Annotated in this window: 23 protein-coding genes; 21 read left to right on the top strand and 2 right to left on the bottom strand. The window is 32.7% G+C overall.

Features of this window, described 5'->3' with window-relative positions:
- The 12 genes from priA to KA867_RS09940 all read left to right on the top strand — a co-directional run bounded on the left by priA (position 1) and on the right by KA867_RS09940 (position 13,558).
- Complete coding sequence (gene priA, locus KA867_RS09995; RefSeq protein ID WP_210137895.1) at positions 1 to 2,409, top strand: primosomal protein N'; 2,409 nt, start codon at positions 1 to 3, stop codon at positions 2,407 to 2,409.
- A gap of 452 nt (positions 2,410 to 2,861) precedes the next feature.
- Complete coding sequence (locus KA867_RS09990) at positions 2,862 to 3,308, top strand: GNAT family N-acetyltransferase (RefSeq protein ID WP_210137894.1); 447 nt, start codon at positions 2,862 to 2,864, stop codon at positions 3,306 to 3,308.
- Between the two features lie 364 nt (positions 3,309 to 3,672).
- A complete protein-coding gene (locus KA867_RS09985) occupies positions 3,673 to 4,362 on the top strand; it encodes a GNAT family N-acetyltransferase (protein WP_210137893.1) in 690 nt (229 codons plus the stop codon).
- A 203-nt stretch (positions 4,363 to 4,565) separates the two neighbouring features.
- Positions 4,566 to 5,054: a peptide deformylase gene (locus KA867_RS09980; RefSeq protein WP_210137892.1), complete on the top strand. Its 489-nt coding sequence runs from the start codon at positions 4,566 to 4,568 to the stop codon at positions 5,052 to 5,054.
- Positions 5,047 to 5,979: a methionyl-tRNA formyltransferase gene (gene fmt / locus KA867_RS09975; RefSeq protein ID WP_210137891.1), complete on the top strand. Its 933-nt coding sequence runs from the start codon at positions 5,047 to 5,049 to the stop codon at positions 5,977 to 5,979. The genes KA867_RS09980 and fmt overlap by 8 nt, the downstream gene beginning before the upstream one ends.
- A gap of 2 nt (positions 5,980 to 5,981) precedes the next feature.
- On the top strand, positions 5,982 to 7,289 hold the full coding sequence (gene rsmB, locus KA867_RS09970) for a 16S rRNA (cytosine(967)-C(5))-methyltransferase RsmB (RefSeq protein WP_348634809.1): 1,308 nt from the start codon (positions 5,982 to 5,984) through the stop codon (positions 7,287 to 7,289).
- Positions 7,290 to 7,292: 3 nt separating this feature from the next.
- Entirely contained in the window at positions 7,293 to 8,387 is a 1,095-nt protein-coding gene (gene rlmN / locus KA867_RS09965) for a dual-specificity RNA methyltransferase RlmN (protein ID WP_210137889.1), read from the top strand.
- A 4-nt stretch (positions 8,388 to 8,391) separates the two neighbouring features.
- A complete protein-coding gene (locus KA867_RS09960) occupies positions 8,392 to 9,135 on the top strand; it encodes a Stp1/IreP family PP2C-type Ser/Thr phosphatase (RefSeq protein WP_210137888.1) in 744 nt (247 codons plus the stop codon).
- Complete coding sequence (pknB, locus tag KA867_RS09955; protein ID WP_210137887.1) at positions 9,132 to 11,177, top strand: Stk1 family PASTA domain-containing Ser/Thr kinase; 2,046 nt, start codon at positions 9,132 to 9,134, stop codon at positions 11,175 to 11,177. Before KA867_RS09960 ends, pknB begins: the two co-directional genes overlap by 4 nt.
- Positions 11,178 to 11,396: 219 nt before the next feature.
- On the top strand, positions 11,397 to 12,272 hold the full coding sequence (rsgA, locus tag KA867_RS09950) for a ribosome small subunit-dependent GTPase A (RefSeq protein ID WP_210137886.1): 876 nt from the start codon (positions 11,397 to 11,399) through the stop codon (positions 12,270 to 12,272).
- Positions 12,273 to 12,917 (top strand): ribulose-phosphate 3-epimerase, encoded by a 645-nt coding sequence (rpe, locus tag KA867_RS09945; protein WP_210137885.1) that lies wholly within the window; start codon positions 12,273 to 12,275, stop codon positions 12,915 to 12,917. It begins immediately after the preceding gene.
- Positions 12,918 to 12,922: 5 nt separating this feature from the next.
- A complete protein-coding gene (locus KA867_RS09940) occupies positions 12,923 to 13,558 on the top strand; it encodes a thiamine diphosphokinase (protein ID WP_210137884.1) in 636 nt (211 codons plus the stop codon).
- Positions 13,559 to 13,639: 81 nt separating this feature from the next.
- On the opposite strand, the gene rpmB is transcribed toward KA867_RS09940, so the two are convergent.
- On the bottom strand, positions 13,640 to 13,828 hold the full coding sequence (rpmB, locus tag KA867_RS09935; protein ID WP_002483503.1) for a 50S ribosomal protein L28: 189 nt from the start codon (positions 13,826 to 13,828) through the stop codon (positions 13,640 to 13,642).
- A gap of 240 nt (positions 13,829 to 14,068) precedes the next feature.
- Between rpmB and KA867_RS09930 the strand changes: the two genes are divergently transcribed.
- The 5 genes from KA867_RS09930 (at position 14,069) to recG (ending at position 20,080) form a co-directional block, all read left to right on the top strand.
- Positions 14,069 to 14,440, top strand: coding sequence for an Asp23/Gls24 family envelope stress response protein (locus KA867_RS09930; protein WP_019467949.1), 372 nt, complete (start codon positions 14,069 to 14,071; stop codon positions 14,438 to 14,440).
- A 14-nt stretch (positions 14,441 to 14,454) separates the two neighbouring features.
- Complete coding sequence (gene fakA / locus KA867_RS09925) at positions 14,455 to 16,116, top strand: fatty acid kinase catalytic subunit FakA (protein ID WP_210137883.1); 1,662 nt, start codon at positions 14,455 to 14,457, stop codon at positions 16,114 to 16,116.
- Between the two features lie 368 nt (positions 16,117 to 16,484).
- On the top strand, positions 16,485 to 17,150 hold the full coding sequence (sdaAB, locus tag KA867_RS09920; RefSeq protein WP_040030555.1) for an L-serine ammonia-lyase, iron-sulfur-dependent subunit beta: 666 nt from the start codon (positions 16,485 to 16,487) through the stop codon (positions 17,148 to 17,150).
- Positions 17,151 to 17,163: 13 nt separating this feature from the next.
- Complete coding sequence (sdaAA, locus tag KA867_RS09915; protein ID WP_210137882.1) at positions 17,164 to 18,033, top strand: L-serine ammonia-lyase, iron-sulfur-dependent, subunit alpha; 870 nt, start codon at positions 17,164 to 17,166, stop codon at positions 18,031 to 18,033.
- A 1-nt stretch (position 18,034) separates the two neighbouring features.
- Positions 18,035 to 20,080, top strand: coding sequence for an ATP-dependent DNA helicase RecG (gene recG, locus KA867_RS09910; protein ID WP_210137881.1), 2,046 nt, complete (start codon positions 18,035 to 18,037; stop codon positions 20,078 to 20,080).
- Between the two features lie 66 nt (positions 20,081 to 20,146).
- Here the strand turns inward: recG and KA867_RS09905 are convergent, their stop codons facing one another.
- On the bottom strand, positions 20,147 to 21,706 hold the full coding sequence (locus tag KA867_RS09905; RefSeq protein WP_210137880.1) for a M4 family metallopeptidase: 1,560 nt from the start codon (positions 21,704 to 21,706) through the stop codon (positions 20,147 to 20,149).
- 292 nt (positions 21,707 to 21,998) lie between these two features.
- On the opposite strand from KA867_RS09905, the gene fapR reads away from it, so the two are divergent.
- The 4 genes from fapR to fabG are packed head-to-tail and all read left to right on the top strand — an operon-like array spanning position 21,999 to position 25,196.
- Positions 21,999 to 22,568: a transcription factor FapR gene (gene fapR, locus KA867_RS09900; RefSeq protein ID WP_019467943.1), complete on the top strand. Its 570-nt coding sequence runs from the start codon at positions 21,999 to 22,001 to the stop codon at positions 22,566 to 22,568.
- Positions 22,561 to 23,547: a phosphate acyltransferase PlsX gene (gene plsX, locus KA867_RS09895; protein ID WP_019467942.1), complete on the top strand. Its 987-nt coding sequence runs from the start codon at positions 22,561 to 22,563 to the stop codon at positions 23,545 to 23,547. Before fapR ends, plsX begins: the two co-directional genes overlap by 8 nt.
- Complete coding sequence (fabD, locus tag KA867_RS09890) at positions 23,540 to 24,466, top strand: ACP S-malonyltransferase (protein WP_210137879.1); 927 nt, start codon at positions 23,540 to 23,542, stop codon at positions 24,464 to 24,466. Before plsX ends, fabD begins: the two co-directional genes overlap by 8 nt.
- Positions 24,459 to 25,196, top strand: coding sequence for a 3-oxoacyl-[acyl-carrier-protein] reductase (gene fabG / locus KA867_RS09885; RefSeq protein WP_019467940.1), 738 nt, complete (start codon positions 24,459 to 24,461; stop codon positions 25,194 to 25,196). The genes fabD and fabG overlap by 8 nt, the downstream gene beginning before the upstream one ends.
- Positions 25,197 to 25,217 lie beyond the last annotated feature (21 nt).

The raw sequence follows: 25,217 nt of genomic DNA, 5'->3' as shown, positions 1-25,217 counted from the left end.
ATGATAGCAAAAGTAATCGTAGATATCCCATCTAAAAGTGTTGACTTTACATTTGATTATATAATTCCACAAAAATTTCAAGCGATGATTGAAGTTGGTATGCGCGTAATTGTACCTTTTGGGCCGAGAACGATACAAGGTTATGTCATGGACATCACTAAGCAACCTGACACTGATATGGACATATCAAAATTAAAAGCAATAAAAGAGATACAAGATATTAAACCTGAATTAACGAAAGAATTAATACAACTAACAGACTGGTACCATACTTATTTTGTAACAAAGCGCATTTCTATGTTAGAGGTTATGCTCCCAAGCGCAATCAAAGCTAAATATACTAAAGTGTTTGCAGTTGAAGATGCTGAAGCTATACCAGAAAAATTATTAAAACGATTTGACTCGGAAGGGCATTATGCATATAAAGAAGCACAAAAAAATGAAGACTTAACTCTAATTGCACCATTCTTAAAGCAAGGTGCAATTCTTGAAGATACCATTTTATCTCAAAGTTTAAAGAAAAAGAAACAACGTGCAGTGCGTATCGTCGAAGGTTTTGATTATGATATGGTATTAGGTTCTTTAGAAAAATCAAAAAAGCAATATGAATTATATGCTTATTTAATCGATGAAAGTCATCACGTTGTTTTTTTAAAGCAATTAGAAGAAATGGGATTTTCAAAATCTAGCATTGAGACATTAGCTCGTAAAGGTTTTATTGAGAAATATGATACAACCGTAGAGCGCGATCCTTTTGCGACGCGAGTATTTGAACAAGATCAAAAGCAACAACTTACAGAAGAACAACAAGAAGCATATGATGCCATACTTGAGACGATTAATAAAAATGAACAACGGACATTTTTATTACACGGTGTAACAAGTTCTGGGAAAACGGAAGTTTACTTACAAACTATAGAAAAAGTACTCAATCAGGGTAAACAAGCGATGATGTTAGTACCGGAAATTGCACTCACACCCCAAATGGTACTAAGATTTAAGCGAAGATTTGGGGATGAAGTTGCGGTTTTACATTCAGGATTATCTAAAGGTGAACGCTATGATGAATGGCAAAAAATTAGAGATGGTAAAGCGAGTGTGAGTGTTGGTGCTCGTTCCAGTGTGTTTGCCCCTTTTAAAGATTTAGGTATGATTATAATTGATGAAGAGCACGAGTCTTCGTATAAACAAGAAGACTATCCAAGATACCACGCTAGAGATATTGCACAATGGCGCAGTCAATATCATCAATGTCCTTTGGTATTAGGCAGTGCTACGCCAAGTCTAGAAACATATGCACGTGCAACTAAAGGTGTTTATGAACTATTATCATTACCTCATAGAGTGAATCAACAAGCTTTGCCAGAAGTGAACATTGTAGATATGCGCGCTGAACTTGCATCTGGAAATCGCTCTATGTTTTCAGAAGATTTGCGTCAGGCGATTCAAGAGCGGTTGGATAAAAAAGAACAAGTTGTTTTATTTTTAAATAGACGTGGCTATGCGTCATTTATGTTGTGTCGTGATTGTGGTCATGTACCTCAATGTCCTAATTGCGATATTTCTCTAACATATCATAAATCAACAGATCAATTGAAATGCCATTATTGCGGTCATCAAGAAATCCCACCCCATAAGTGTCCTAACTGTGAAAGTGAACATATTAGACAGGTTGGAACCGGTACGCAAAGAGTTGAAGAATTATTACAAGAAAATTTTCAGGAAGCGAAGATTATTCGTATGGATGTTGATACCACTTCTCGAAAAGGTGCACATGAACAATTATTAGATGACTTTGGTTCAGGTAAAGGTGATATTTTACTGGGAACACAAATGATAGCAAAAGGTTTAGACTTTCCCAATATTACATTAGTTGGCGTATTAAATGCTGATACGATGTTGAATCTGCCTGACTTTAGAGCTAGTGAGCGTACATATCAATTGTTGACGCAGGTTTCAGGACGTGCAGGTCGCCATGAAAAAGAGGGGCAAGTAATTATACAAACGTATAATCCTGAACATTATGCAATTAAAGATGTTCAAGATAATGACTATCATTCCTTTTTTGAAAAAGAAATGAATTATAGAAAATTAGGTAAATATCCGCCATATTTCTTTTTAATTAATTTTACGATTGCTCATAAAGATATGAAAAAAGTCATGGAAGCTTCTAAACATATACACAAAATTTTGTTACAGCACTTATCAGATAAGGCATTAGTGTTAGGTCCTTCTCCAGCAGCTTTATCACGGATTAATAATGAATATCGTTTTCAAATATTAATTAAATATAAAAGCGAACCTTCATTACACGAAGCGCTAAAATATTTAGATGATTTTTATCATGATCAATATTTAAAAGACAAATTATCACTGAAGATTGACATTAATCCTCAAATGATGATGTAGGACACTATTAAATGTCGTTTAACCGTAATGTTTAAAAACTTTTCTAGGTTGTAAAAAATAAACTAGTGGCAGAAAAAAAGCAGTAATTTAACATGGTATGTTATTAAATTACTGAATACACGTTAGTCTTATTTTAGAAAAGCAAAATTTACTTTTGTTAGATTTGTGATATCGAATCGTAATTTTTAGCATTAAAACACTAAATTTTTAATATGCTTGCTTACAAATAAATTTTGACAATAGGGTAGCAAACAACATAAACCTGTTGTTTAGCGCTTAAGTTACAGATTAGAAAGTTAATATTTTTCTCTTTTAAAAATGGGGCTATAAATCAGTGTTTTGCTGATTTGATGGCCCTATTTTTTTATTAAATTTTAAATATTATTGGTTGAATGTAATTGCTAGATATAGTAAATTTATTTGCTCATATTTTTTTAAAAGGAGTACTTGATATGGAGATGAGAATTGCAAATAAAAATGATATTGAAACAATTATAAAATTAAGAAAAGTACAATTACTTGATCAAGGTATGCTTGCTACGGAAGATATTGATGATAATATGAGAGAATATTTTGAAGATGTTTTTGACAAAGAAAACATCTACCAAGTGTTTATGATAGATAATCAACAAGTTGTAGCTACAGGAGCAGTTATTTTTCAACAAATACCACCCGCATATGATAATTATTCTGGTGTTGAAGGCTATATTACCAATGTTTATACAACTAAATTGTATAGAGGATTAGGTTTAAGTAAACAAATTTTAGATGAGCTTTTATTAAAGTGTAAAACAGAACAAGTCAATATAGTTAATTTAAAAGCTTCTACTAAGGCAGAACCATTATATTCTAAAATTGGTTTCATAAAAAACGCATCATCCATGACCATTGAGTTATAAAATAATGAAGTGAACAGTATTAGATATAAATTTTTTATTGAAATCATAATTAAAGCTAAACTTTTCAATATATAATAAATCTAAATATAAAATTAAGAAGTAGAAGTAAGAGTATTCAATTAAACTATTATTGATTTCTTTTTACTTCTACTTTTTTTAATTAATTCATATCTCAAATTATGTAAAACGAATAATAAAAATACTTTCGTAATATGAATAATAATGATAGCATATTATTAATTTATAAGAATTAGTTGGTATAGATGTATTATACGCAATTGCTAAACATTTCAATACTTAATCGTTAACGGAAATATTATATGATAATGGGTTATACTTATTGATTTTAAAAAGGGGGATATAAATGGAATATAATCAGTTCAAACAACCTATTGGTAAGTCATTAATCAATTTCAATCAACCCAAAGCACCAACCGTTGATGTGTTAGAAGGGAAGTACTGTAGGTTAGAAAAATTAGCTTTGCAACATATTAACCCTTTATTTAATCATTTCAAGGCACAAGAAGATACACCTAATTGGACTTATCTACCGGATGAGCAGCCTAAAAGTTATGATGATTTTTCAGCGTACATCAATAATAAAAGACAGACAAAAGATCCATACTTTTTTGCTGTCATTGATCAATTCGATAATGACGTGGTAGGTATTTTGTCATTACTGAGAATAAATGAACAAAATGCAACGATTGAAGTTGGGCATATTCATTATGCTAATAAAATGAAACAAACACGTATAGCTACAGAGACGCACTACTTATTAGCAAAATATATTTTTGACACGTTGGGCTATAGAAGGTATGAATGGAAGTGTGATGCATTCAACGAACCATCGATAAAAGCGGCAAAACGACTTGGGTTCAAATATGAAGGTTTATTTAAACATCATACTATTTATAAACAACGAAGTAGAGATACATACTGGCTTGCTATGTTAGCAGATGAGTGGTCACTATATAAAAGTAAGTTTGAAAATTGGTTGAACGAAAACAATTTTGATGAATTTGGTAATCAAATCAATAAATTATCGCTATGATCTTACAAAAATTAACTGAATCATAAAGATATATCACACCATAAGCTTGTAAGTGAGAGCTTACGGTTATATTTTGTAATGAAGCAAAAGTGTAAAAAAGAAAATATGTATTGTTTTAACTCGTGCATTTCATCTAAGCTTGGTGCAAATTTAACTAAAATAAGTTATAATGATGTGATGAATTTTTATGAGGAGTAATTTGTATGACAATAAAGCAGCTTGTTGCAGCAGAAAACCCAATTTTATATAAAAACGTTCCTGATGTAACGCGATTTGATGAAAACTTAGCTCAATTATTGCTCGATTTAGAAGACACTATGTATGAAGTTGAAGCTTCTGCCATATGTGCGCCACAAATTGGCATCTTACAAAAAGTAGCTATTATCGATATGGAAATAGATGGATTGTTACAACTTATCAATCCAAAAATTATTCGTGAATCAGACCAAAAAGTAACTGACTTAGAAGGATCTATTTCATTACCTGACATTTATGGTGAAGTTGAAAGAAGTAAAATGATTGTTGTTAAAAGTAATGATAAAAATGGAAACGAAGTAGAGATGACAGCATATGATGATATTGCGCGTATGATATTACATATGATTGATCATTTTGAAGGGAAACTTTTTACAGAACGTGCGGATAAAATTTTGACTGAAGCAGAAGTGGAGGCGTATTTTGAAAATGAGTAGAATTATTTTTATGGGAACACCTGATTTTTCGACAAAAGTGTTAGAAATGTTAATTGCAGAACATAATGTCATAGCAGTAGTTACACAACCTGATCGACCAGTTGGCAGAAAACGAAAACTAACACCACCACCAGTGAAACAAGTTGCGATAGAACATGCAATTCCTGTATATCAACCGGAAAAATTGTCCCAATCTGAAGAATTACAGATGTTGATTGATTTGAACGCGGATTTAATTGTTACTGCAGCATTTGGCCAATTATTACCACAGACTTTATTGGATTCACCAAAGTTAGGTGCTATCAATGTACATGCATCATTATTGCCTAAATATAGAGGTGGCGCTCCCATACATCAAGCGATTATTGATGGAGAAACACAAACTGGTATTTCTATTATGTATATGGCTAAGAAATTGGATGCTGGAAATATTATATCTCAAAAAGCAATCAATATTGAACCACAAGATGATGTTGGTGTGATGCATAATAAATTAAGCTTTTTAGGTGCTGAATTATTAAAAGAAACGCTTCCTTCTATTATTAACGGTACGAATGAAAGTATTGTTCAAAATGAAGACGAAGCAACATTTGCATCTAACATTCGTCGTGAAGATGAAAAAATTGATTGGTCAAAACCTGCTGAAGTAATTTATAACCATATTAGAGGCTTGTCTCCATGGCCGGTTGCTTACACAATAATGGATGAAGAAAATTTAAAGGTCTATGCTTCTCGCATTGAAAAAGATAAAGATGGTGAACCGGGTACAATAATAGAGACAACTAAGAAAGCAATTATTGTGGCTACAGGTTCTAACGATGCGATTGCATTAACAGAGATTCAAGTTGCAGGTAAAAAAAGAATGCCTACAGCTAATTACTTAAGTGGTGTGCAATCAACACTCGTTGGGAAGGTATTAAAATGACAATTGAAAATAATGTAAGATTATTAGCTTTTGAAACATTACAAGATATTATTAATGATAAGGCATATAGTAATATTATTATTAACGAGGTATTAACCAATAATGATTTAAGCCGGGCAGATAAGAATTTATTAACCGAATTAGTGTATGGCACATTAAAAAGAAAATATACACTTGATTATTATTTGAAACCTTTCGTTCAAACTAAACTTAAAGGTTGGGTCAGACAATTACTGTGGATGAGTATCTATCAATATATTTACTTGGACAAAGTCCCTGAACATGCCATTATTAATGAAGCTGTTAATATAGCAAAATATAAAGGTGGACCACATAACGGTAATGTGGTTAATGGGATATTGAGAAACCTTATGCGCAGTGAATTACCAAATTTCAATGAAATTACGGACGATAAGAAGCGCATTGCTATTCAATATAGTTTGCCTAAATGGCTTGTTGATCACTGGGTTACACACTTTGGAATAGAAGAAACTGAAGCAATTGCACAATCATTTTTAACAAAAGTGACAACAACTGTAAGGGTCAATTTGACAAGAATTTCAGTTGAAAATGTGATGCAACGTTTAGAAGACGAAGGGTATACTGTAACGCAAGATAATGACATTACAATTTGTTTACATATTAGTGGTAAAACGATTATAGAGTCACGTGTATTTAAAGATGGTCTTGTATCTATCCAAGATAAAAGCTCTATGTTTGTAGCTGATGTAATGAATCTCCAAGATGGCGACCTTGTATTAGATGCTTGTAGTGCACCTGGTGGAAAGGCATGTCATATAGCAGAAAGACTTCACGGTACTGGACATGTAGATGCGACAGATATCCATGAACATAAAATCGATTTGATTGATTTTAATATTCGAAAATTACGATTATCTAACATTTCTGCTTTTAGTCACGATGCGACGGAAAATTATGATAAAGTGTATGATAAGATTTTGGTAGATGCACCTTGTAGTGGCTTGGGTGTACTTAGACATAAGCCAGAAATCAAATATGAACAAAGTCAACAAAGCATTCAATCATTAGTGAATGTTCAATTAGAAATTTTAAATAACGTGAAAAATCATTTACGACCTGGCGGCACATTAGTTTATTCAACTTGTACGATAGAACAGTTAGAAAATGAAAATGTTATATATACATTTTTAAAAGAAAATAAAGATTTTGAATTTGATTTATTTGAACATCCAATCAGTGGAGAAAAAGTAAAAACGTTACAGGTGCTACCTCAGCATTTTAATTCTGATGGCTTTTTCATTACTAGGATAAAAAGAAAGGAACAATAAATAATGATAACTGCAGAAAAGAAGAAAAAAAATAAATTTCTTCCCAATTTCGAAAAGCAATCTATTTACTCTTTGAGATATGATGAAATGGAAAATTGGTTGAAAGAAAATGGACAACAAAAATTCAGAGCGAAACAAATCTTTGAATGGTTATATAAAAAACGAGTAGATAGCATTGATGAAATGACAAATTTGTCTAAAGAGTTAAGAGCACTTTTGAAAGACCATTTTGCAATGACAGTGATGACTACTGTAGTCAAACAAGAAAGTAGAGACGGTACAATTAAGTTTTTATTTGAATTACAAGATGGCTACACGATTGAAACAGTGTTAATGAGACATGAATATGGGAATTCCGTATGTGTTACTACTCAAGTGGGTTGCCATATAGGTTGTACATTCTGTGCATCTACATTAGGTGGCTTAAAGCGTAATTTAGAAGCAGGAGAAATTGTATCTCAGGTACTCACTGTTCAAAAAGCATTAGATGAAACCGATGAACGTGTATCTCAAATTGTAATCATGGGGATTGGTGAGCCATTTGAGAACTATGATGAAATGATGGACTTTTTAAAGATTGTTAACAATGATAATGGTCTAAATATAGGTGCGCGTCATATTACTGTTTCTACTTCTGGTATTATACCTAGAATTTATGATTTTGCTGATGAAGATATTCAAATAAATTTTGCAGTAAGCTTACATGGTGCTAATGACGAAATTCGTTCTCGTTTAATGCCAATTAATCGAGCGTATAACGTTGAAAAATTAATGGAAGCTATTAAATATTATCAAGAAACAACAAATAGACGTATTACATTTGAATATGGACTGTTTGGAGGCGTCAACGACCAAGTTGAACATGCGAGAGAATTAGCACATCTAATTCAAAAATTAAACTGTCATGTGAATTTAATACCTGTAAATCATGTACCAGAAAGAAATTATGTTAAGACACCTAAAGAGGATATCTTTAAATTTGAAAAAGAATTAAAGAGACTAGGTATTAATGCAACAATAAGAAGAGAACAAGGTGCTGATATTGATGCAGCATGTGGTCAATTAAGAGCTAAGGAACGAAAAGTAGAAACGAGGTAATAGTATGCTAAAAGCACAATTTTTTACTGACACAGGTCAATATCGTGATAAGAACGAAGATGCAGGTGGTGTGTTCTATAATCAAACAGAACAACAGTTACTTGTACTCTGTGATGGTATGGGTGGACATTTAGCAGGAGAAGTAGCAAGTCAATTTGTAACAGATGAGTTGCAACGTCGTTTTGAAGAAGAAAATTTAATTGAACCTAACCAAGCCGAAGATTGGCTGAGAACCACACTAAAAGCGATTAACCGTGAATTATATCAACTCTCAGTTGACAATGCAGACTATCATGGCATGGGAACAACTTGTGTTTGTGCACTTGTATTTGATGATTATGTCGTTGTCGCAAATATTGGCGATTCAAGAGGATATTTGATTAATAGTAGAGAAATCGAACAAATTACAAATGATCATTCTTTTGTTAATCATTTAGTAATGATTGGACAAATTAGTGTCGAAGAAGCATTTAATCATCCCCAAAAGAATATCATTACAAAAGTCATGGGTACGGATAAAGTAGTAACACCAGATATTTTTGTAAAAAGAACTAATTTTTATGATTTTCTATTATTAAATTCGGATGGATTAACAGATTTTGCAAGAAATCATATGATTCAAGAAGAATTAATGCAAGAAAATGATCTAGAAACGCATGGTTGGAATCTTATTGAATTAGCATTATCACAAGAAACAAATGATAATGTAAGCATTGTTTTAGCAGAAATTGAAGGAGATAAGGTATGATTGGAAAATTAATAAGCGAACGTTATAAAGTGATAAAAAAGCTTGGCGGCGGTGGCATGAGCACGGTTTATTTGGCTGATGACACTATTTTGAATCGCAATGTAGCAATCAAAGCTATTAGGATACCTTCTGGCGAAAAAGAAGAAACAATTAAGCGTTTTGAGCGTGAAGTTCACAACTTAACACAACTTTCACATCAACATATCGTTAATGTTTTTGATGTTACTGAAAATGATGAAAATTTCTTTTTAGTGATGGAATACATAGAAGGTCCCACTTTATCACAATATATTCAACAACATCGACCTTTAGACATCAAAACTGTAATCAAATTTACTGAACAAATTATTGAAGGAATAAAGCATGCACATGATACAAAAATTGTTCATCGTGATGTAAAGCCTCAAAATATTTTGGTGAATCGTGATCAAACATTAAAAATATTAGATTTTGGTATTGCCAAAGCATTAAGTGAAACAACGATGACTCAAACAAACCATGTTTTAGGTACGGTTCAATACCTTTCTCCTGAACAAGCTCGCGGTGATGCAACAGATAATGGTACTGATATATATTCAATTGGAGTTGTGCTTTATGAAATGTTAGTAGGACAACCTCCATTTTCAGGTGAAACAGCAGTAAGTATTGCTATAAAGCATATTCAAGATCCGATGCCTAATGCTTCTGATAAACGTTCTGAAGTACCGCAATCACTGAGCAATGTTGTGCTAAAAGCTACTGAAAAAGATAAGAATGATCGTTATCAAACAGTTCAAGAAATGCAAGATGACTTGTCTACTGTACTGTCAAAAGAGCGAGAGAACGAATCACCATACCATTCTGTTGATGCTGACACTAAAACGATTCCTATTGATAAAAATGAAATAGCTAATCAGACACGTGAAGAAGATAAATCAAAAAGCATGAATCAAACCATGCAAATTCCAATTGTTAATCAACAATATTTTCAATCAAATGAGGAACAATTATATACGATGCCTCAGAAAAAAAGATCAAAAAAGAAAAAGTTTTTCTATGGTTTAATCATCGTACTACTTTTATTTGGGCTCTTTGGTTTCATGGCTATGGGAATGTTTGGTAATAAATATCTAGAAACACCTAATTTAATAGGTAAAACTGAAAAAGAAGCAGAAGGTATTTTAAAAGATAATAAACTAGAATTAGGCAAAACTACAAGAGCGTACAGTGATAAGTATCCGGAGAACAAAATTATTAAAACATCACCAGGAAAAGGTGAGCGTTTAGAGCAACAAAGTAAAGTAGACATTGTATTATCAAAAGGTCCTAAAACTGCAGAAATGCCAAATTTATATGGCTTACCAAAATCAGAAGCATTAAATAAATTAAAAAAATTAGGAATTGATGATGCTAAAGTTGATCAATCTTATACAAAGCAAAATGTTGCTAAAGGTTTAATTGAAGCACAAAGTATTTCACCAGGTGATAGAGTGAAAATAAATGATAGTGATATTAAATTGACTGAATCGTTGGGTGTTAAACAAGTTTATGTGGATGATTATGAGAAAAAATCGTTTAAGACTGCTAAATCTGAACTGGAATCTAAAGGATTTAAAGTAGTTACTGTAGAAAAACGCTCTGATAAAACAGTTAAAAAAGATAATGTCATTAGTCAATCACCTAAAGGCGAAGAAGTAGACGAAGGTTCTACCATAGAATTTGTGGTATCCACAGGTGAACCGAAAGCATCAGAGAAAAAAGATGATAAAGATTCTGATGAGCAAGAAGATAAGTCATCTAAAGAAGATGAAAAATCACAAACTAAAACATATACAGAAACCTATCAAGTTCCCTATACGGGTGATGATGATGAAAGTCAAGAAGTGAAGGTATATGTGAGAGACAAAGATGACAAAGGATCGTCAGCTGCACAAAGCTTTAAAATTAAAGATGATAAAACCGTAACTATTCCGATGACTATTGAAAAAGGAGAGACGGCTGGTTATACCATTCGAGTTGATGGTAAGGTTGTAGCTGATAAAGATATTCCTTACGATTTTTAGCGCAACTTAACGAATGGAGCAAAGCGAAGAGCGTTTAGTTGCGCTTATGCACAGCGGACTGCTTATAAAAAACATTTTAACAGAGTATTATTTCTACGATTGCTCGTAGTTATAATGCTCTGTTATTTATTTTTAACTGAAATAGTCTCAAATCGTATTTAAATTAAAACGCCTTTGCTATAATATAGTATGTAAAGCTTTAAAAAGAGAGGTGCCTAATTGAAAACAGGACGCATCATAAAATCATTAAGTGGTGTATATCGTGTAGATGTAAATGGAGAAATGTATGACACAAAACCACGTGGATTATTTAGAAAAAATAAATTTTCGCCTATCGTTGGTGATGTTGTAGATTTTGAAGTTGAAAATATTACAGAGGGTTATATTCACCATGTTCATGAACGAAAAAATGAATTGAAAAGACCGCCAGTTAGCAATGTTGATCATCTTGTATTAGTGATGAGTGCAGTAGAGCCTGAATTTTCAACTCAGTTATTGGATAGGTTTTTAGTAATCGCACATTCTTATCATATGAGACCTCGCATATTAGTAACTAAACGTGATATTACTTCACCTAATATGCAAAATACAATATTACAGACGCTAAATGTTTATGAAAAAATGGGATATCATACACAATTTATAAGTGTTGAAGACCATATTGGTGAGGTTTTCACACAATGGGGTGAGGGACTAGTGGTATTAAGCGGTCAGTCAGGTGTAGGAAAATCTACATTATTAAATAAATATTTTCCTGAATTGGATATTGAAACGCAACATATATCTAAAGCCTTAAATAGAGGGAGACATACTACAAGACATGTAGAGTTATTTGAACGAGAAAATGGCTTTATAGCTGATACGCCTGGATTTAGCGCGTTAGATTTTAAGCATATTCAAAAAGATGAAGTGAAACATTATTTCATGGAGATCAATGAATATGGTGAACAATGTAAATTTAGAGACTGCAATCATATAAACGAACCTAAATGTAACGTTAAAAATGAAATGGAAAAAGGAAATATCGCTCATTTTAGATATGAACATTATTTACAATTATTTAAAGAAATTGCAAACAGAAAGGAAAGATATTAAGTGGCAAAATTATATCCATCATTATTATCAGCTGATTTTTTACAATTACAAAAGGAATTAAAGGCATTAGAAGATGCAGGTGTTGATGGTGTGCATTTTGATGTGATGGACGGTCAATTTGTTCCAAACATTTCAATTGGATTACCTATATTAGAAGCAGTTAGAAAGGGTACTGATTTACCAATAGATGTACATTTAATGATAGAAGAACCTGAAAAGTATGTAGAGCTTTTTGCAACGCAAGGAGCAGATATGATTTCAGTACATGTAGAAGCAACGCCACATATTCACAGAGTGATACAACAAATTAAAAAGGCAAATGTACAAGCTGGTGTAGTCATTAACCCAGGTACATCGGTTGATGCGATTATTCCGGTGCTGAAAATGGTGGATTACGTACTTGTCATGACAGTCAATCCTGGATTTGGGGGTCAAACTTTCATTCAAGAAAGTATTGATAAATTAGACCAACTTGACAAGATGAAGAAAGAATTAAATTTATCATTTGAAATCGAAGTTGATGGTGGTATTAACGACGAAACAGTTGCAACTGTAGTCGAACACGGTGCTACTATGTTAGTAGCTGGTTCATATTTCTTTAAACAAAAAGATTATAAACAAGTGACGCAAACATTGAAAGGTTGAAGTCAATGAAAGTCAATTTATTATGTGGTGCAAGAAATTTACCAGAAAGCATTTTACAAAATAAAACAAATGAGGCATGGATAGGGATTGATCGAGGTGCATTAATCTTGATTGAATCAGGGATTATGCCACAATTTGCAGTCGGTGATTTTGATTCGATAACTAAAGAAGAAAAGGATTATTTGACTGAAAAATTAGCAATTAATCCATATAATTCCGAAAAAGATGACACTGATTTAGCATTAGGTATCGAACAAGCTATAAGTTCAGGTTATAGTGAAATATGTGTTTATGGTGCAACCGGAGGGCGTTTAGACCATTTTATGGGTGCATTGCAAATATTAGAAAAGCCAGAATATACAAAAAAACAAATTAATATTAAAATCATTGATCAACAAAATGAAATTTCATATCTATCTGCTAAAGACTATCATATCGATAGAGATTTAAATTATCCTTATATATCATTTATTCCTATTGCATATCCCACAGTTATTTCATTAATCAATTTTAAATATGAATTGAAACAAGCACCCTTACAGCTAGGTTCTACATTGACAATATCTAATGAATTAATAAAACCACAAGGCATTGTTTCTATTCATTCAGGTAGCGTGTTAATGATTAAAAGTAAAGACTAATACATGGTAGTACATTTAATTTTAAACAAAAAAAGACCAATCCTCCACATAAGGATTGGTCTTTTTCGTGCATTATATTTATTAAACTCTAGTTACTTTACCAGATTTTAAAGCACGTGCAGAAACCCAAACTTTTTTAGGTTTTCCGTCTACAAGAATTCTAACTTTTTGAAGGTTAGCATTCCATCTTCTTTTAGAAGAATTTAAAGCGTGTGAACGATTGTTTCCAGTTGAAGCTTTGCGACCTGTTACGAAACATTGTTTGCCCATGAAAGTACCTCCTTTAATAAATATAAATACACATATCTACTACATACTTGAATAATGTACCACATAAAAAAAATAATGGCAATAAAATGAAAAAAATTTCTTTACATAGCTTCTACTTTTGTTACACTCATTTTATGATATAATTGTAAACTATGGATAATATTGTATTTTTTAATCTTAATAAAGAGTTTTAAAATATCAAAAATAGAGTGAGAACCATAAACTAGGAGGCCCAATAAAATGACATTAGAAATTACAAATGATTATGGTAGCATAGATATTTCAAACGAAGTAATAGCTTCAGTTGTGGGGAGTAAAGCAGTAGAATGTTATGGCATTGTAGGAATGGCTTCTAGACAACAAGTAAGAGATGGAATTGCTGAAATATTAGGCTATGAAAATTATGCAAAAGGCATTGTTGTGAGAGAAGAAAATAGTGTGTTGGATGTTGATATGTACATCATTGTAAGTTATGGTACGAAGATATCAGAAGTTGCTAGCAATGTTCAATCAACTGTCAAATATACATTAGAACAAACATTAAAAGTTAAAGTAAATTCAATTAATATATTTGTACAAGGCGTACGAGTGGATAATGGCAAGAAAAACTAGGAGGACATAACGAGATGGTTAGTAAAATAAATGGTAAATTATTTGCCGAAATGATTATTCAAGGGGCACAAAATTTATCTAATCATTCAGATTTAGTAGATTCATTAAATGTATACCCGGTTCCAGATGGTGATACAGGGACAAATATGAACTTAACTATGACATCAGGTAGAGAAGCTGTAGAAGAGAATTTATCTCAACATATAGGTGAGTTAGGTAAAACCTTTTCAAAAGGTTTATTAATGGGTGCACGAGGTAATTCTGGTGTTATTTTATCACAACTTTTTAGAGGCTTTAGTAAAAATTTAGAAGATTTCAGTGAAATTAATGCACAACAATTAGCAGACAGTTTTAAAGCTGGTGTTGACACTGCATATAAAGCAATTATGAAACCAGTAGAAGGTACAATTTTAACTGTTGCTAGAGATGCTGCGGATGCAGGTCTACAAAAGGCGCAAGAAACAGAAGATTGCATTGAACTTGTGACATATATTATAGAACAAGCTCATATTTCTTTAGAAAATACGCCTAATTTATTGCCTGTATTAAAAGAAGTTGGTGTAGTTGACAGTGGCGGTAAAGGATTAGTCATCGTTTATGAAGGTTTTCTAAAAGCGTTAAAAGGTGAAACTGTAACTGCAGAAACTCCAAAATTAGATACAGAAACTTTTGTAAATGAAGAACATGACTTCCACGGTGTGATTAATACTGAAGATATTGTTTATGGGTATTGTACCGAAATGATGGTTCGTTTTGGTGTTAATAAAAAAGTGTTCGATGAAAATACTTTTAGGGAAGAAATGAGCCAATTCGGTGATTCATTATTAGTTATTAATGATGATGAAATTGTTAAAGTTCATGTACATACTGAAAAACCCGGGGATGTTTTTAATTACGGTCAACAATATGGTGAATTAATTAAGCTAAAAGTTGAGAATATGCGTGAACAACATCGTGAAGTTGTAAAAAAAGAACAAAAAGGTACTAATGCACAGCACTCTAATCAAGAAACTTCAACAGTAGACACTGCAGTCATCGCTATTTCTATGGGAGAAGGCATATCTGAATTGTTTAAATCCATGGGTGCGACACATTTAATAAGTGGTGGCCAGACAATGAATCCGTCTACAGAAGATATTGTGAAAGTGATTGAACAATCACAATGTAAACGTGCAATCATTTTGCCAAATAATAAAAATATTATGATGGCGAGTGAACAGGCTGCAACAATCGTAGATGCTGAAGCTGTTGTAATTCCTACGAAATCTATACCACAGGGAATAGCTGCATTATTTAACTTTGATGAATCCGACGAGTTAACTGACAATAAAGCACGTATGATTGAATCATTAGAAGTTGTAGCATCTGGATCTGTTACCTATGCGGTGAGAGATACGAAAGTTGATGGTGTAGAAATTAAAAAAGATGCATTTATGGGATTAATCGAAGATAAAATTATCACAAGTAATGAAGACGAATTTGAGACAGTGAAACAACTATTGTCTCAAATGATCACTGACGAAAGTGAAATAATCACTATGATTATCGGTGAAGATGCCAATGAGGATATAACATCTAATATTGAATCTTGGATTGAAGCAACATATCCAGACATTGAACTAGATCAACATCAAGGTGATCAGCCAGTATATCAATATCTGTTCTCCGTTGAATAATTTTAGTCTGTTGATAACGACAAAAAATTTCTATTAATATACGTAATTAGGTATGTTTCATATCTAGTTATGTATATTTCTTTTTGAAATAAAATAAAACATTTGGTAGATTTAAAATTTTTAAAAAGTATATACAAGGTTGTTGTGTTTAATTTAGTAATATTTACTGTAAAAAAATAATTATTTTCACTGCTTTTATATGTATATTCAATTCACAATAGTGTGCAATTTGTAACAATTTTAAATTAAAAGCAGTACAACCAAAATTAGTTTATAATGTTAACTTAAATTGTTATAATAATAAAGGTGCAAATAAAATGTAAGCGCAACACTTTAGAATGATTAAAAATAAGGGTGGGGTATCCATTATGAAATATAAAACAGTTTTCGATATAATTGGTCCAACAATGGTTGGTCCATCATCTTCACATACAGCTGGTGCAGTCAGAATTGGGTTAGTAGCTAAAGATTTATTTAATGAAATACCAAAACAAGTTGATATATATTTGTATGGCTCATTTATGGAAACATATAAGGGGCATGGTACTGATGTTGCACTTGTAGGTGGTTTATTAGGATATGATACAGACGATGATCGAATCCAAAAAAGTTTGGAAACTGCTGAAGAAATTGGGATGAAAGTAAATTTTATTGAAATGGCAGAAGAACGCTCTCACCCAAATACTGCAATAATTAATATGAGAGACGGAGAAAAAGAAATTTCTGTTGAAGGTGTATCTATCGGTGGTGGTAAAATAGAAGTTGTTGCAATCAATGGTTTTAGTATTGCAATTAGTGGCAATTATCCAGCACTTTTAGTATTCCATAAAGATACATTCGGTACGATTGGACGCGTCGCTAATATTTTAGGTGATTCCAGTATTAATGTTGGCAGTATGCAAGTTTCAAGAAAAGAAAAAGGTGACCAAGCATTAATGACTTGTGAATTAGATGATGCTATCAATGATGAAATAATAGAAAAAATAAAAAACGTCGATGGTGTAGTGACAGTCTCACTCATGGGCGACGCCTAATGGAGGGTTATCAATGTTTAAAAGTGTGAAAGAACTCATTGAAAAATGTGAGACAGAAAATAAAAAAATATATGAAGTGATGTTCGAGCAAGAAATGGAAGTTACGGGTCTATCAGAAGAAGAAGTATATGCACATATGGATAAAAATTTACAAACTATGGAAAATGCTTTAGATGAAGGATTAGAAGGTGTTACTTCAACGACTGGTTTAACAGGTGGAGATGCTGTTTTAATCAAAGAATACTTGAAAACAGGTAAATCTTTATCTGGTGCAACATTATTAGACGCTGTTAGTAAAGCAGTAGCAACAAATGAAGTAAATGCTGCAATGGGGAAAATTTGTGCTACACCAACAGCTGGTTCAGCTGGGGTAGTTCCCGGCGTTTTGTTTGGTTTGAAACCACGACTTGAGCCTACGCGTAAAGATATGTTGAATTTCTTACTTACTTCAGGCGCATTTGGATTTGTTGTAGCAAATAATGCATCGATATCAGGTGCGGCAGGAGGTTGTCAGGCTGAAGTTGGCTCTGCTGCGGCTATGGCAGCAGGTGCAACAGTTGAACTTGCAGGTGGTACACCTCAACAATCTTCTGAAGCTTTTGCAATTTGTTTGAAAAATATGCTAGGTTTAGTATGTGACCCAGTAGCTGGTTTAGTAGAAGTACCTTGTGTCAAAAGAAATGCAGCTGGAGCATCTAATGCAATCGTATCAGCAGATATGGCATTAGCAGGTGTAACTTCTAGAATACCGACAGATGAAGTTATAGAAGCGATGTATAAAATAGGGCAAACGATGCCTTCAGCATTGCGTGAAACTGGTCGTGGAGGTTTAGCAGGTACACCGACAGGACAGCGTTTAAAACAAGAAATATTTGGTGATTAAAATGTCAAAAGTCAATTTAATAGAAAGTCCATTTCCTTTATCTCAAATTAAGGGTTTAGGTCCGAAACGGTTAGCGGTATTAAATGAATTGAACATTTATACAGTAGAGGATTTAATTTTATATCTACCAACGCGTTATGAAGACAATACTGTAATTGACTTAAATGAAGCAGAAGATCAAGCGATGGTGACTGTTGTTGGGGAAGTATACTCAACACCCACTGTCGCTTTTTTTGGTAGGAATAAATCTAAGCTTACAGTTCATTTAATGGTTAACAACATTGCTGTAAAATGTGTGTTTTTTAACCAACCTTATCTGAAAAACAAACTAGAATTACACCAAACGATTACGATTAAAGGTAAATGGAATAGAAACAAGCAAGAAATTAACGGAAATCGAATGTTTTTTAATCAATCAGCGATGGATGATGTACAATTTGAACCCATTTATCGAATTAAAGAGGGTATAAAGCAAAAACCACTACGTGATATGATTAGGCAAGTATTAGGACATGTCACAATTCATGAATGGATATCAGATTCGTTAAGAGCAAAATATAAATTAGAAACGCTAGAAGATACAATCAAAACATTGCACCTTGCGCCTGATAAATCCTCATTACTCAAAGCTAGAAGAACATACGCATTTATTGAATTATTTATGTTTGAACTAAGAATGCAATGGCTAAATAGATTGGAAAAAATATCAGATGAGGCAATCGAAATTGATTATGATATTCAATTAGTTAGAAGTTTTATAGCGCATTTACCATTTGAATTAACCGACGCACAAAAACAAAGTGTCAATGAGATATTTAGAGATTTAAAAGCACCTATCCGTATGCATAGATTATTACAAGGTGATGTTGGATCAGGGAAAACAGTAGTAGCTGCAATTTGTATGTATGCATTAAAAACGGCAGGTTATCAATCTGCTTTAATGGTACCTACGGAAATACTTGCAGAGCAGCATGCTGAAAGTTTAGCAGAGATATTTGGTGACAGAATGAACATTGCTTTACTAACAGGTTCTGTTAAAGGGAAAAAGCGCAGAATTTTGTTGGAACAACTTGAGCAAAATGAGATAGATTGTATTATTGGAACACATGCGCTTATTCAAGATGATGTTGTATTTAATAATGTCGGTCTTGTAATTACAGATGAACAGCATCGTTTTGGTGTCAATCAACGACAATTGTTGAGAGAAAAAGGTGCTATGACAAATGTTTTGTTTATGACAGCGACACCTATTCCACGTACTTTAGCAATTTCAGTTTTTGGAGAAATGGATGTATCCTCAATCAAACAGTTACCAAAAGGTAGGAAACCTATTATAACATCTTGGTCTAAGCATGAAGCATATGAAAGTGTATTAAAACAAATGTCCGCTGAATTAAAGAAAGGTAGACAAGCATATGTGATTTGTCCATTGATAGAAAGTTCAGAGCATTTAGAGGATGTACAAAATGTTGTTGAATTATTCGAGTCTTTACAAGTTTATTATGGTACTGAAAAAGTTGGATTACTTCATGGTAAATTAACTTCTGAAGAAAAAGATCAAGTGATGCAGCAATTTAGTAAGCATGAAATTGATATATTAGTGTCTACAACTGTTGTAGAAGTGGGGGTTAATGTACCAAATGCAACATTTATGATGATTTATGATGCGGATCGTTTTGGATTATCGACTTTGCACCAATTAAGAGGACGCGTTGGTAGAAGTGAACATCAAAGCTATTGTGTATTAATCGCTTCTCCTAAAACAGAAACAGGGATAGAACGTATGAATGTAATGACCCAAACGACAGATGGTTTTGAATTAAGCGAACGCGACTTAGAGATGAGGGGACCTGGTGATTTCTTTGGTGTAAAACAAAGTGGATTACCTGATTTCCTAGTAGCCAATGTAGTTGAAGATTACAAAATGTTAGAAGTAGCAAGAGATGAGGCAGCAGAATTAATACAATCTGGTGCATTTTTTGAAGATGAGTATCAAAGGCTAAGAACTTTTGTTGAAGATAATTTACTATATACTAGCTTTGATTAACCAAATAATATAAAAAAACAGCAATTTAGTTTGAGTTTCGCTAAATAGCTGTTTTTTAAATATTTACTAATCAACCCCTACTTCAGTCCATGCTTGCTCTATGGACTTTGATTCGGTACTATCATGACCGTATAATTCATCTGCAGCTTGTTTTAAAGCGATTTTAGCATCAGAAAATTCAGCGTTAGATGTCAAATATTGCGTTAATGCTAGATAGTATATTTGTTCAGCCTTATCTTTACCAATAGATTGTATGGTAAGATATGCTGCTTTGTTTGGAATGCCACTATTAATATGGACACCACCATTATCTTCAGAGCCAGTATAAAATTGGTCCATATGTGCTGGTTGATCATATTTTTCTGGATTTTTTAAACTTCTTAACGCATCACCATCTTGTTTGGGTGTATATACATCTTCACCCATTAGCCAGTTATCAGGATCTATAAAATATCCAAAAACATCTGAAAAAGATTCGTTGAGCGCACCAGATTGGTTTTCATATTCTAAATTAGCAGTTCTTTCTGTCACTGCGTGTGTCAATTCATGAGCGACAATATCTTTAGCACCTGATAAAGGATTGAATGTTTGACCATCACCATCACCATAAACCATATATTGTCCAGTCCATGCAGCGTTATTATAGTTCTTATCAAAGTGTACGACAGAATTAATGTCAGCAGCCTTATCGTCATAACTATTTCTGCCGTGCTTATTTAAATAGTAATTATAAACTGCTTTTGCGTAATAGTGTGCATCGACACCGGGACGTTGTTGCTTTTCATCAAAATGTTTTGAATCGTGAGTGATAGGAGAAAATTGATCAATGGTTTCATTGGCACTTTTAGTATTAATATGCGCATCTGTAGTTGTATCATTTAAAGTATATTGTCCACTATTGCTAGATACGTTAAGTGGTGATTTTTTATCCCCGTTCACTCCGATACCAGAACCTGCTTCAGAAGCATGTTCAATCACATTTTGTTTTTTTAATATTTCCCCAGTACTAGCATCCACTTGTATTTGCCAATGCGCAAGTTTTGGAGATACGTAATTTAATTCAATATTATGTATAAATCTTTCCTTTTCGCTATTAATATCTAATTTGTTTTTAGATACTATTTTAAAACCATCTATGTTTGCAACGTCATTACTTTTTTTACCAATCGCTTTAAAGGCTAATTTTTCTGCTTGAGAAGATGAAATGTTTACTTTGTTTTTAACATTGATATGTTGTCTGTGTATATGCCCATTAATGAGTGATACCTTTCCGTCTCTGTTGACATGAATTTTTATAGTACTATCATCTGCTAATACATTGTTGATTTTTGGTTTTAATTCATAATGCGAAACGCCAGTTGAATCAATATTGCTATTGATTACTTTATATTGTTTAAAAGCATTTTTATTAATTGATTCCGTTTTAGTTTTATTATTATTGTTAAGCATAGACGTAGCGTTGTTTTGAAGATAATTTTCTACATCTATTTTATTGGATATTTTTGTTTCACTTGAACTTTCCAAGCGTTCAGGAATGATACTATTTAGTTCTTTTGCGTTGGACTGCGTAGAGATAGTTGCAAAAAATGTTGCTGATAGTAATACATTGGTCACTACTTTTTTCATTGTTTTCAACCCCTTTGAATTGGAATGTATGATCTATTTATTTCTTAAAAATTTCTTAATGGTTAAGAAATTTAAAAATTATACATATTATTTTTATATAATTTAACATATTATTATTTCAAATTATATATTAACCACAAAAAACTTTTTTGTTTTAACAATAAAAGTGCTCGGTATTAACTCGATTTAATGTAGAAAGTCTTATGTTTTTAGTTGAGCAATTGAAATAGAAAGTGTTATGATATGTGAGGAATGTTTAAGACTTGGTACTAAAATTCGGGAGTAGTAAACTATGAAATTAAAAAAACAAGAACGTCGCGAAGCAATTAAAAAAGAAATAGAAAAAAATCCCTTTATTACTGATCTTGATTTAAGTAGTCTTTTTTCAGTCAGTATCCAAACAATAAGATTGGACCGTACACACTTAAATATTCCTGAGTTGAGAAAAAGAATAAAATCTGTTGCTCGAAAAAATTACGAAAGTATTCGGTCTATTGATGGAAGTGAAATCATAGGTGATGTGATTAACGTAGAACCTGATCATGAAGCAACATCTCTGATTAATATTGATGAAGATTCAGTATTTACAAGAAATAAAATTGCCAGAGGTCATGTGTTGTTTGCACAGGCCAATTCATTATGTGTGGCACTTATACATAAACCAATCGTTTTAACTAAAGAAAGTAACGTTACATTTTTAAAACAAGTTAAATTAAATGATACGGTACGTGCTGAAGCACAAGCTGTTGAAATAACTAATAAATATTTTAAGATAAAAGTAAGTTCGTATGTCAAAGATACTTTAGTATTTAGAGGTACGTTTAAAATGTATTATACAAGTGAGGATGAACAAAATGGTTAAAATAGCTATCGACATGATGGGTGGCGATGATGCACCTGGCATCGTTTTAGAAGCTGTTGAAAAAGCGGTCAATGATTTTAAAGATTTAGAAATTATATTATTTGGTGATCAAAATAAATGTAATATTAACCACGGTCGAGTGGAAGTGCGACACTGTACAGAAGCAATAACAATGGAAGATGAACCTGTAAGAGCAATTAAACGAAAAAAAAATAGTTCCATGGTGCGCATGGCTGAAGCTGTAAAATCTGGAGAAGCGGATGGTTGTGTATCAGCTGGTAATACAGGTGCTTTAATGTCAGCAGGATTATTTATAGTTGGTAGGATTAAAGGTGTTGAAAGACCAGCATTAGTGCTTACTTTACCGACTGTCTCAGGTAAAGGTTTTGTATTTATGGATGTTGGTGCCAATGCGGATGCTAAAGCCGAACATTTATTGCAATATGCGCAATTAGGCAATATTTATGCACAAAAAATACGTAATATTGAACAACCTTCTGTAGCATTACTTAATATAGGAACTGAAGCTGCTAAAGGGAATACATTAACTAAAAAAGCATTCAATTTAATGGAAGAACAACAAGAATTTCATTTTGCTGGTAATGTTGAAGCTAAAGTATTAATGGATGATGCTGCAGATGTCGTTGTTACGGATGGCTATACTGGTAACATGATTCTAAAAAATCTAGAAGGTGTAGCAAAATCTATAGGAAAAATGTTGAAAACTACACTTTTAAGTAATTTCAAAAATAAGTTGGCAGCATTAGTCTTGCGTAAAGATTTAAATGAGCTAACTACCAAAATGGACTATGCAGAATACGGTGGTTCAGTTTTACTAGGATTGAATGGTATCGTTGTTAAAGCACATGGTAGTTCTAATGCTAAGGCATTTTATTCAGCAATTCGTCAAGCCAAGGTTGCAGGAGAATTAAATATAGTAGATACAATGAGAGAAACGGTGGGGTCAAAAAATGGGTAAAACAGCGATTATTTTTCCTGGACAAGGGTCACAAAAAGTTGGTATGGCTAGTGATTTGTTTAATGAAAATGATGCAGCAACATCAATTCTAAATGAAGCGCAAGCACAATTAGATTTTGATATTTTAGAAACAATGTTTGAAGATGCTGAAGATAAGTTAGGCCAAACTGAAAATACACAACCAGCATTATTAACGCATAGCACTGCATTATTAAAGGCGTTAAATCAGATTAATGCAGATTATACAATGGGGCATAGCTTAGGTGAATACGCAAGTTTAGTAGCAAGCGGTGTACTAAAATTTGAAGATGCGGTAAAAATAGTACGTAAACGTGGACAATTAATGTCAGCAGCTTTTCCTGATGGTGTTGGTAGTATGGCGGCTGTACTAGGTTTAAATTACAGTGAAGTTGATGATATTTGTAAACAACTGTCAACAGAAGACGAAATCATAGAACCTGCTAATATAAATGCACCTGGACAAATTGTGGTTTCAGGACATAAGACGTTGATAGATCAACTCGTTGCAGAAGGAAAATCTATGGGTGCTAAACGTGTTATGCCTTTAGCGGTTTCTGGGCCATTCCATTCATCGATGATGCAAGTCATTGAAACAGATTTTGCAAATTATATCGAACAATTTGAGTGGAACGATGCATATTATCCAGTTGTCCAAAATGTAAATGCTAAAGGTGAAACAGACGCTAAAATAATAAAAGAAAATATGATTAAACAATTATATTCTCCGGTTCAATTTATAGATTCTACGAAATGGTTACTCGACCAAGGTGTAGATCATTTTATAGAAATTGGACCAGGTAAAGTACTTTCAGGTTTAATTAAAAAAATAAATAGAGATGTTAAACTCACTTCAATTCAAACATTAGAAGATGTAAAAGGGTGGAATGAAAATGACTAAAAATGCATTAGTAACTGGAGCATCTAGAGGTATCGGTCGTAGTATAGCAATTCAATTAGCTGAGGAAGGTTATAACGTAGCAGTAAATTTTGCAGGCAATAAAGAAAAAGCAGAAGCTGTAGTAGAAGAAATCAAAGCTAAAGGTGTAGAAAGTTTTGCAATTCAAGCTAATGTTGCCAATGGTGATGAAGTAAAAGCAATGATTAAAGAAGTTGTAAGCCAATTTGGTACAGTCGATGTATTAGTTAACAATGCAGGTATAACTAGAGATAACTTATTGATGCGCATGAAAGAAAGTGAATGGGATGACGTTATCGACACTAATTTAAAAGGTGTATTTAACTGTATTCAAAAAGTAACACCACAAATGTTACGACAAAGAAGTGGTTCAATTATCAATTTATCTAGTGTAGTTGGTGCAGTCGGTAATCCTGGTCAAGCCAATTATGTGGCGACAAAAGCAGGCGTTATTGGATTGACTAAATCTGCTGCGAAGGAATTAGCTTCAAGAAATATTACAGTTAACGCTGTTGCGCCAGGATTTATTGTTTCTGACATGACTGATGCGTTAACAGATGATTTAAAAGATCAAATGCTTCAACAAATTCCATTATCAAGATTCGGTGAAGACACCGATATTGCAAATACAGTAGCGTTTTTAGCTTCAGACAAAGCAAAATATATTACTGGTCAAACAATACATGTTAATGGTGGCATGTTCATGGAATAGTGTTAACAGTAAAAAACGCCA

Origin of the sequence: Staphylococcus sp. GDH8C109P (genome assembly GCF_017893405.1) — a bacterium.
Classification (GTDB): Bacteria; Bacillota; Bacilli; order Staphylococcales; family Staphylococcaceae; genus Staphylococcus; species Staphylococcus cohnii.
The sequence above is the reverse complement of the archived record's forward strand: the minus strand, read 5'-3'. Positions and strand labels throughout refer to the sequence as shown.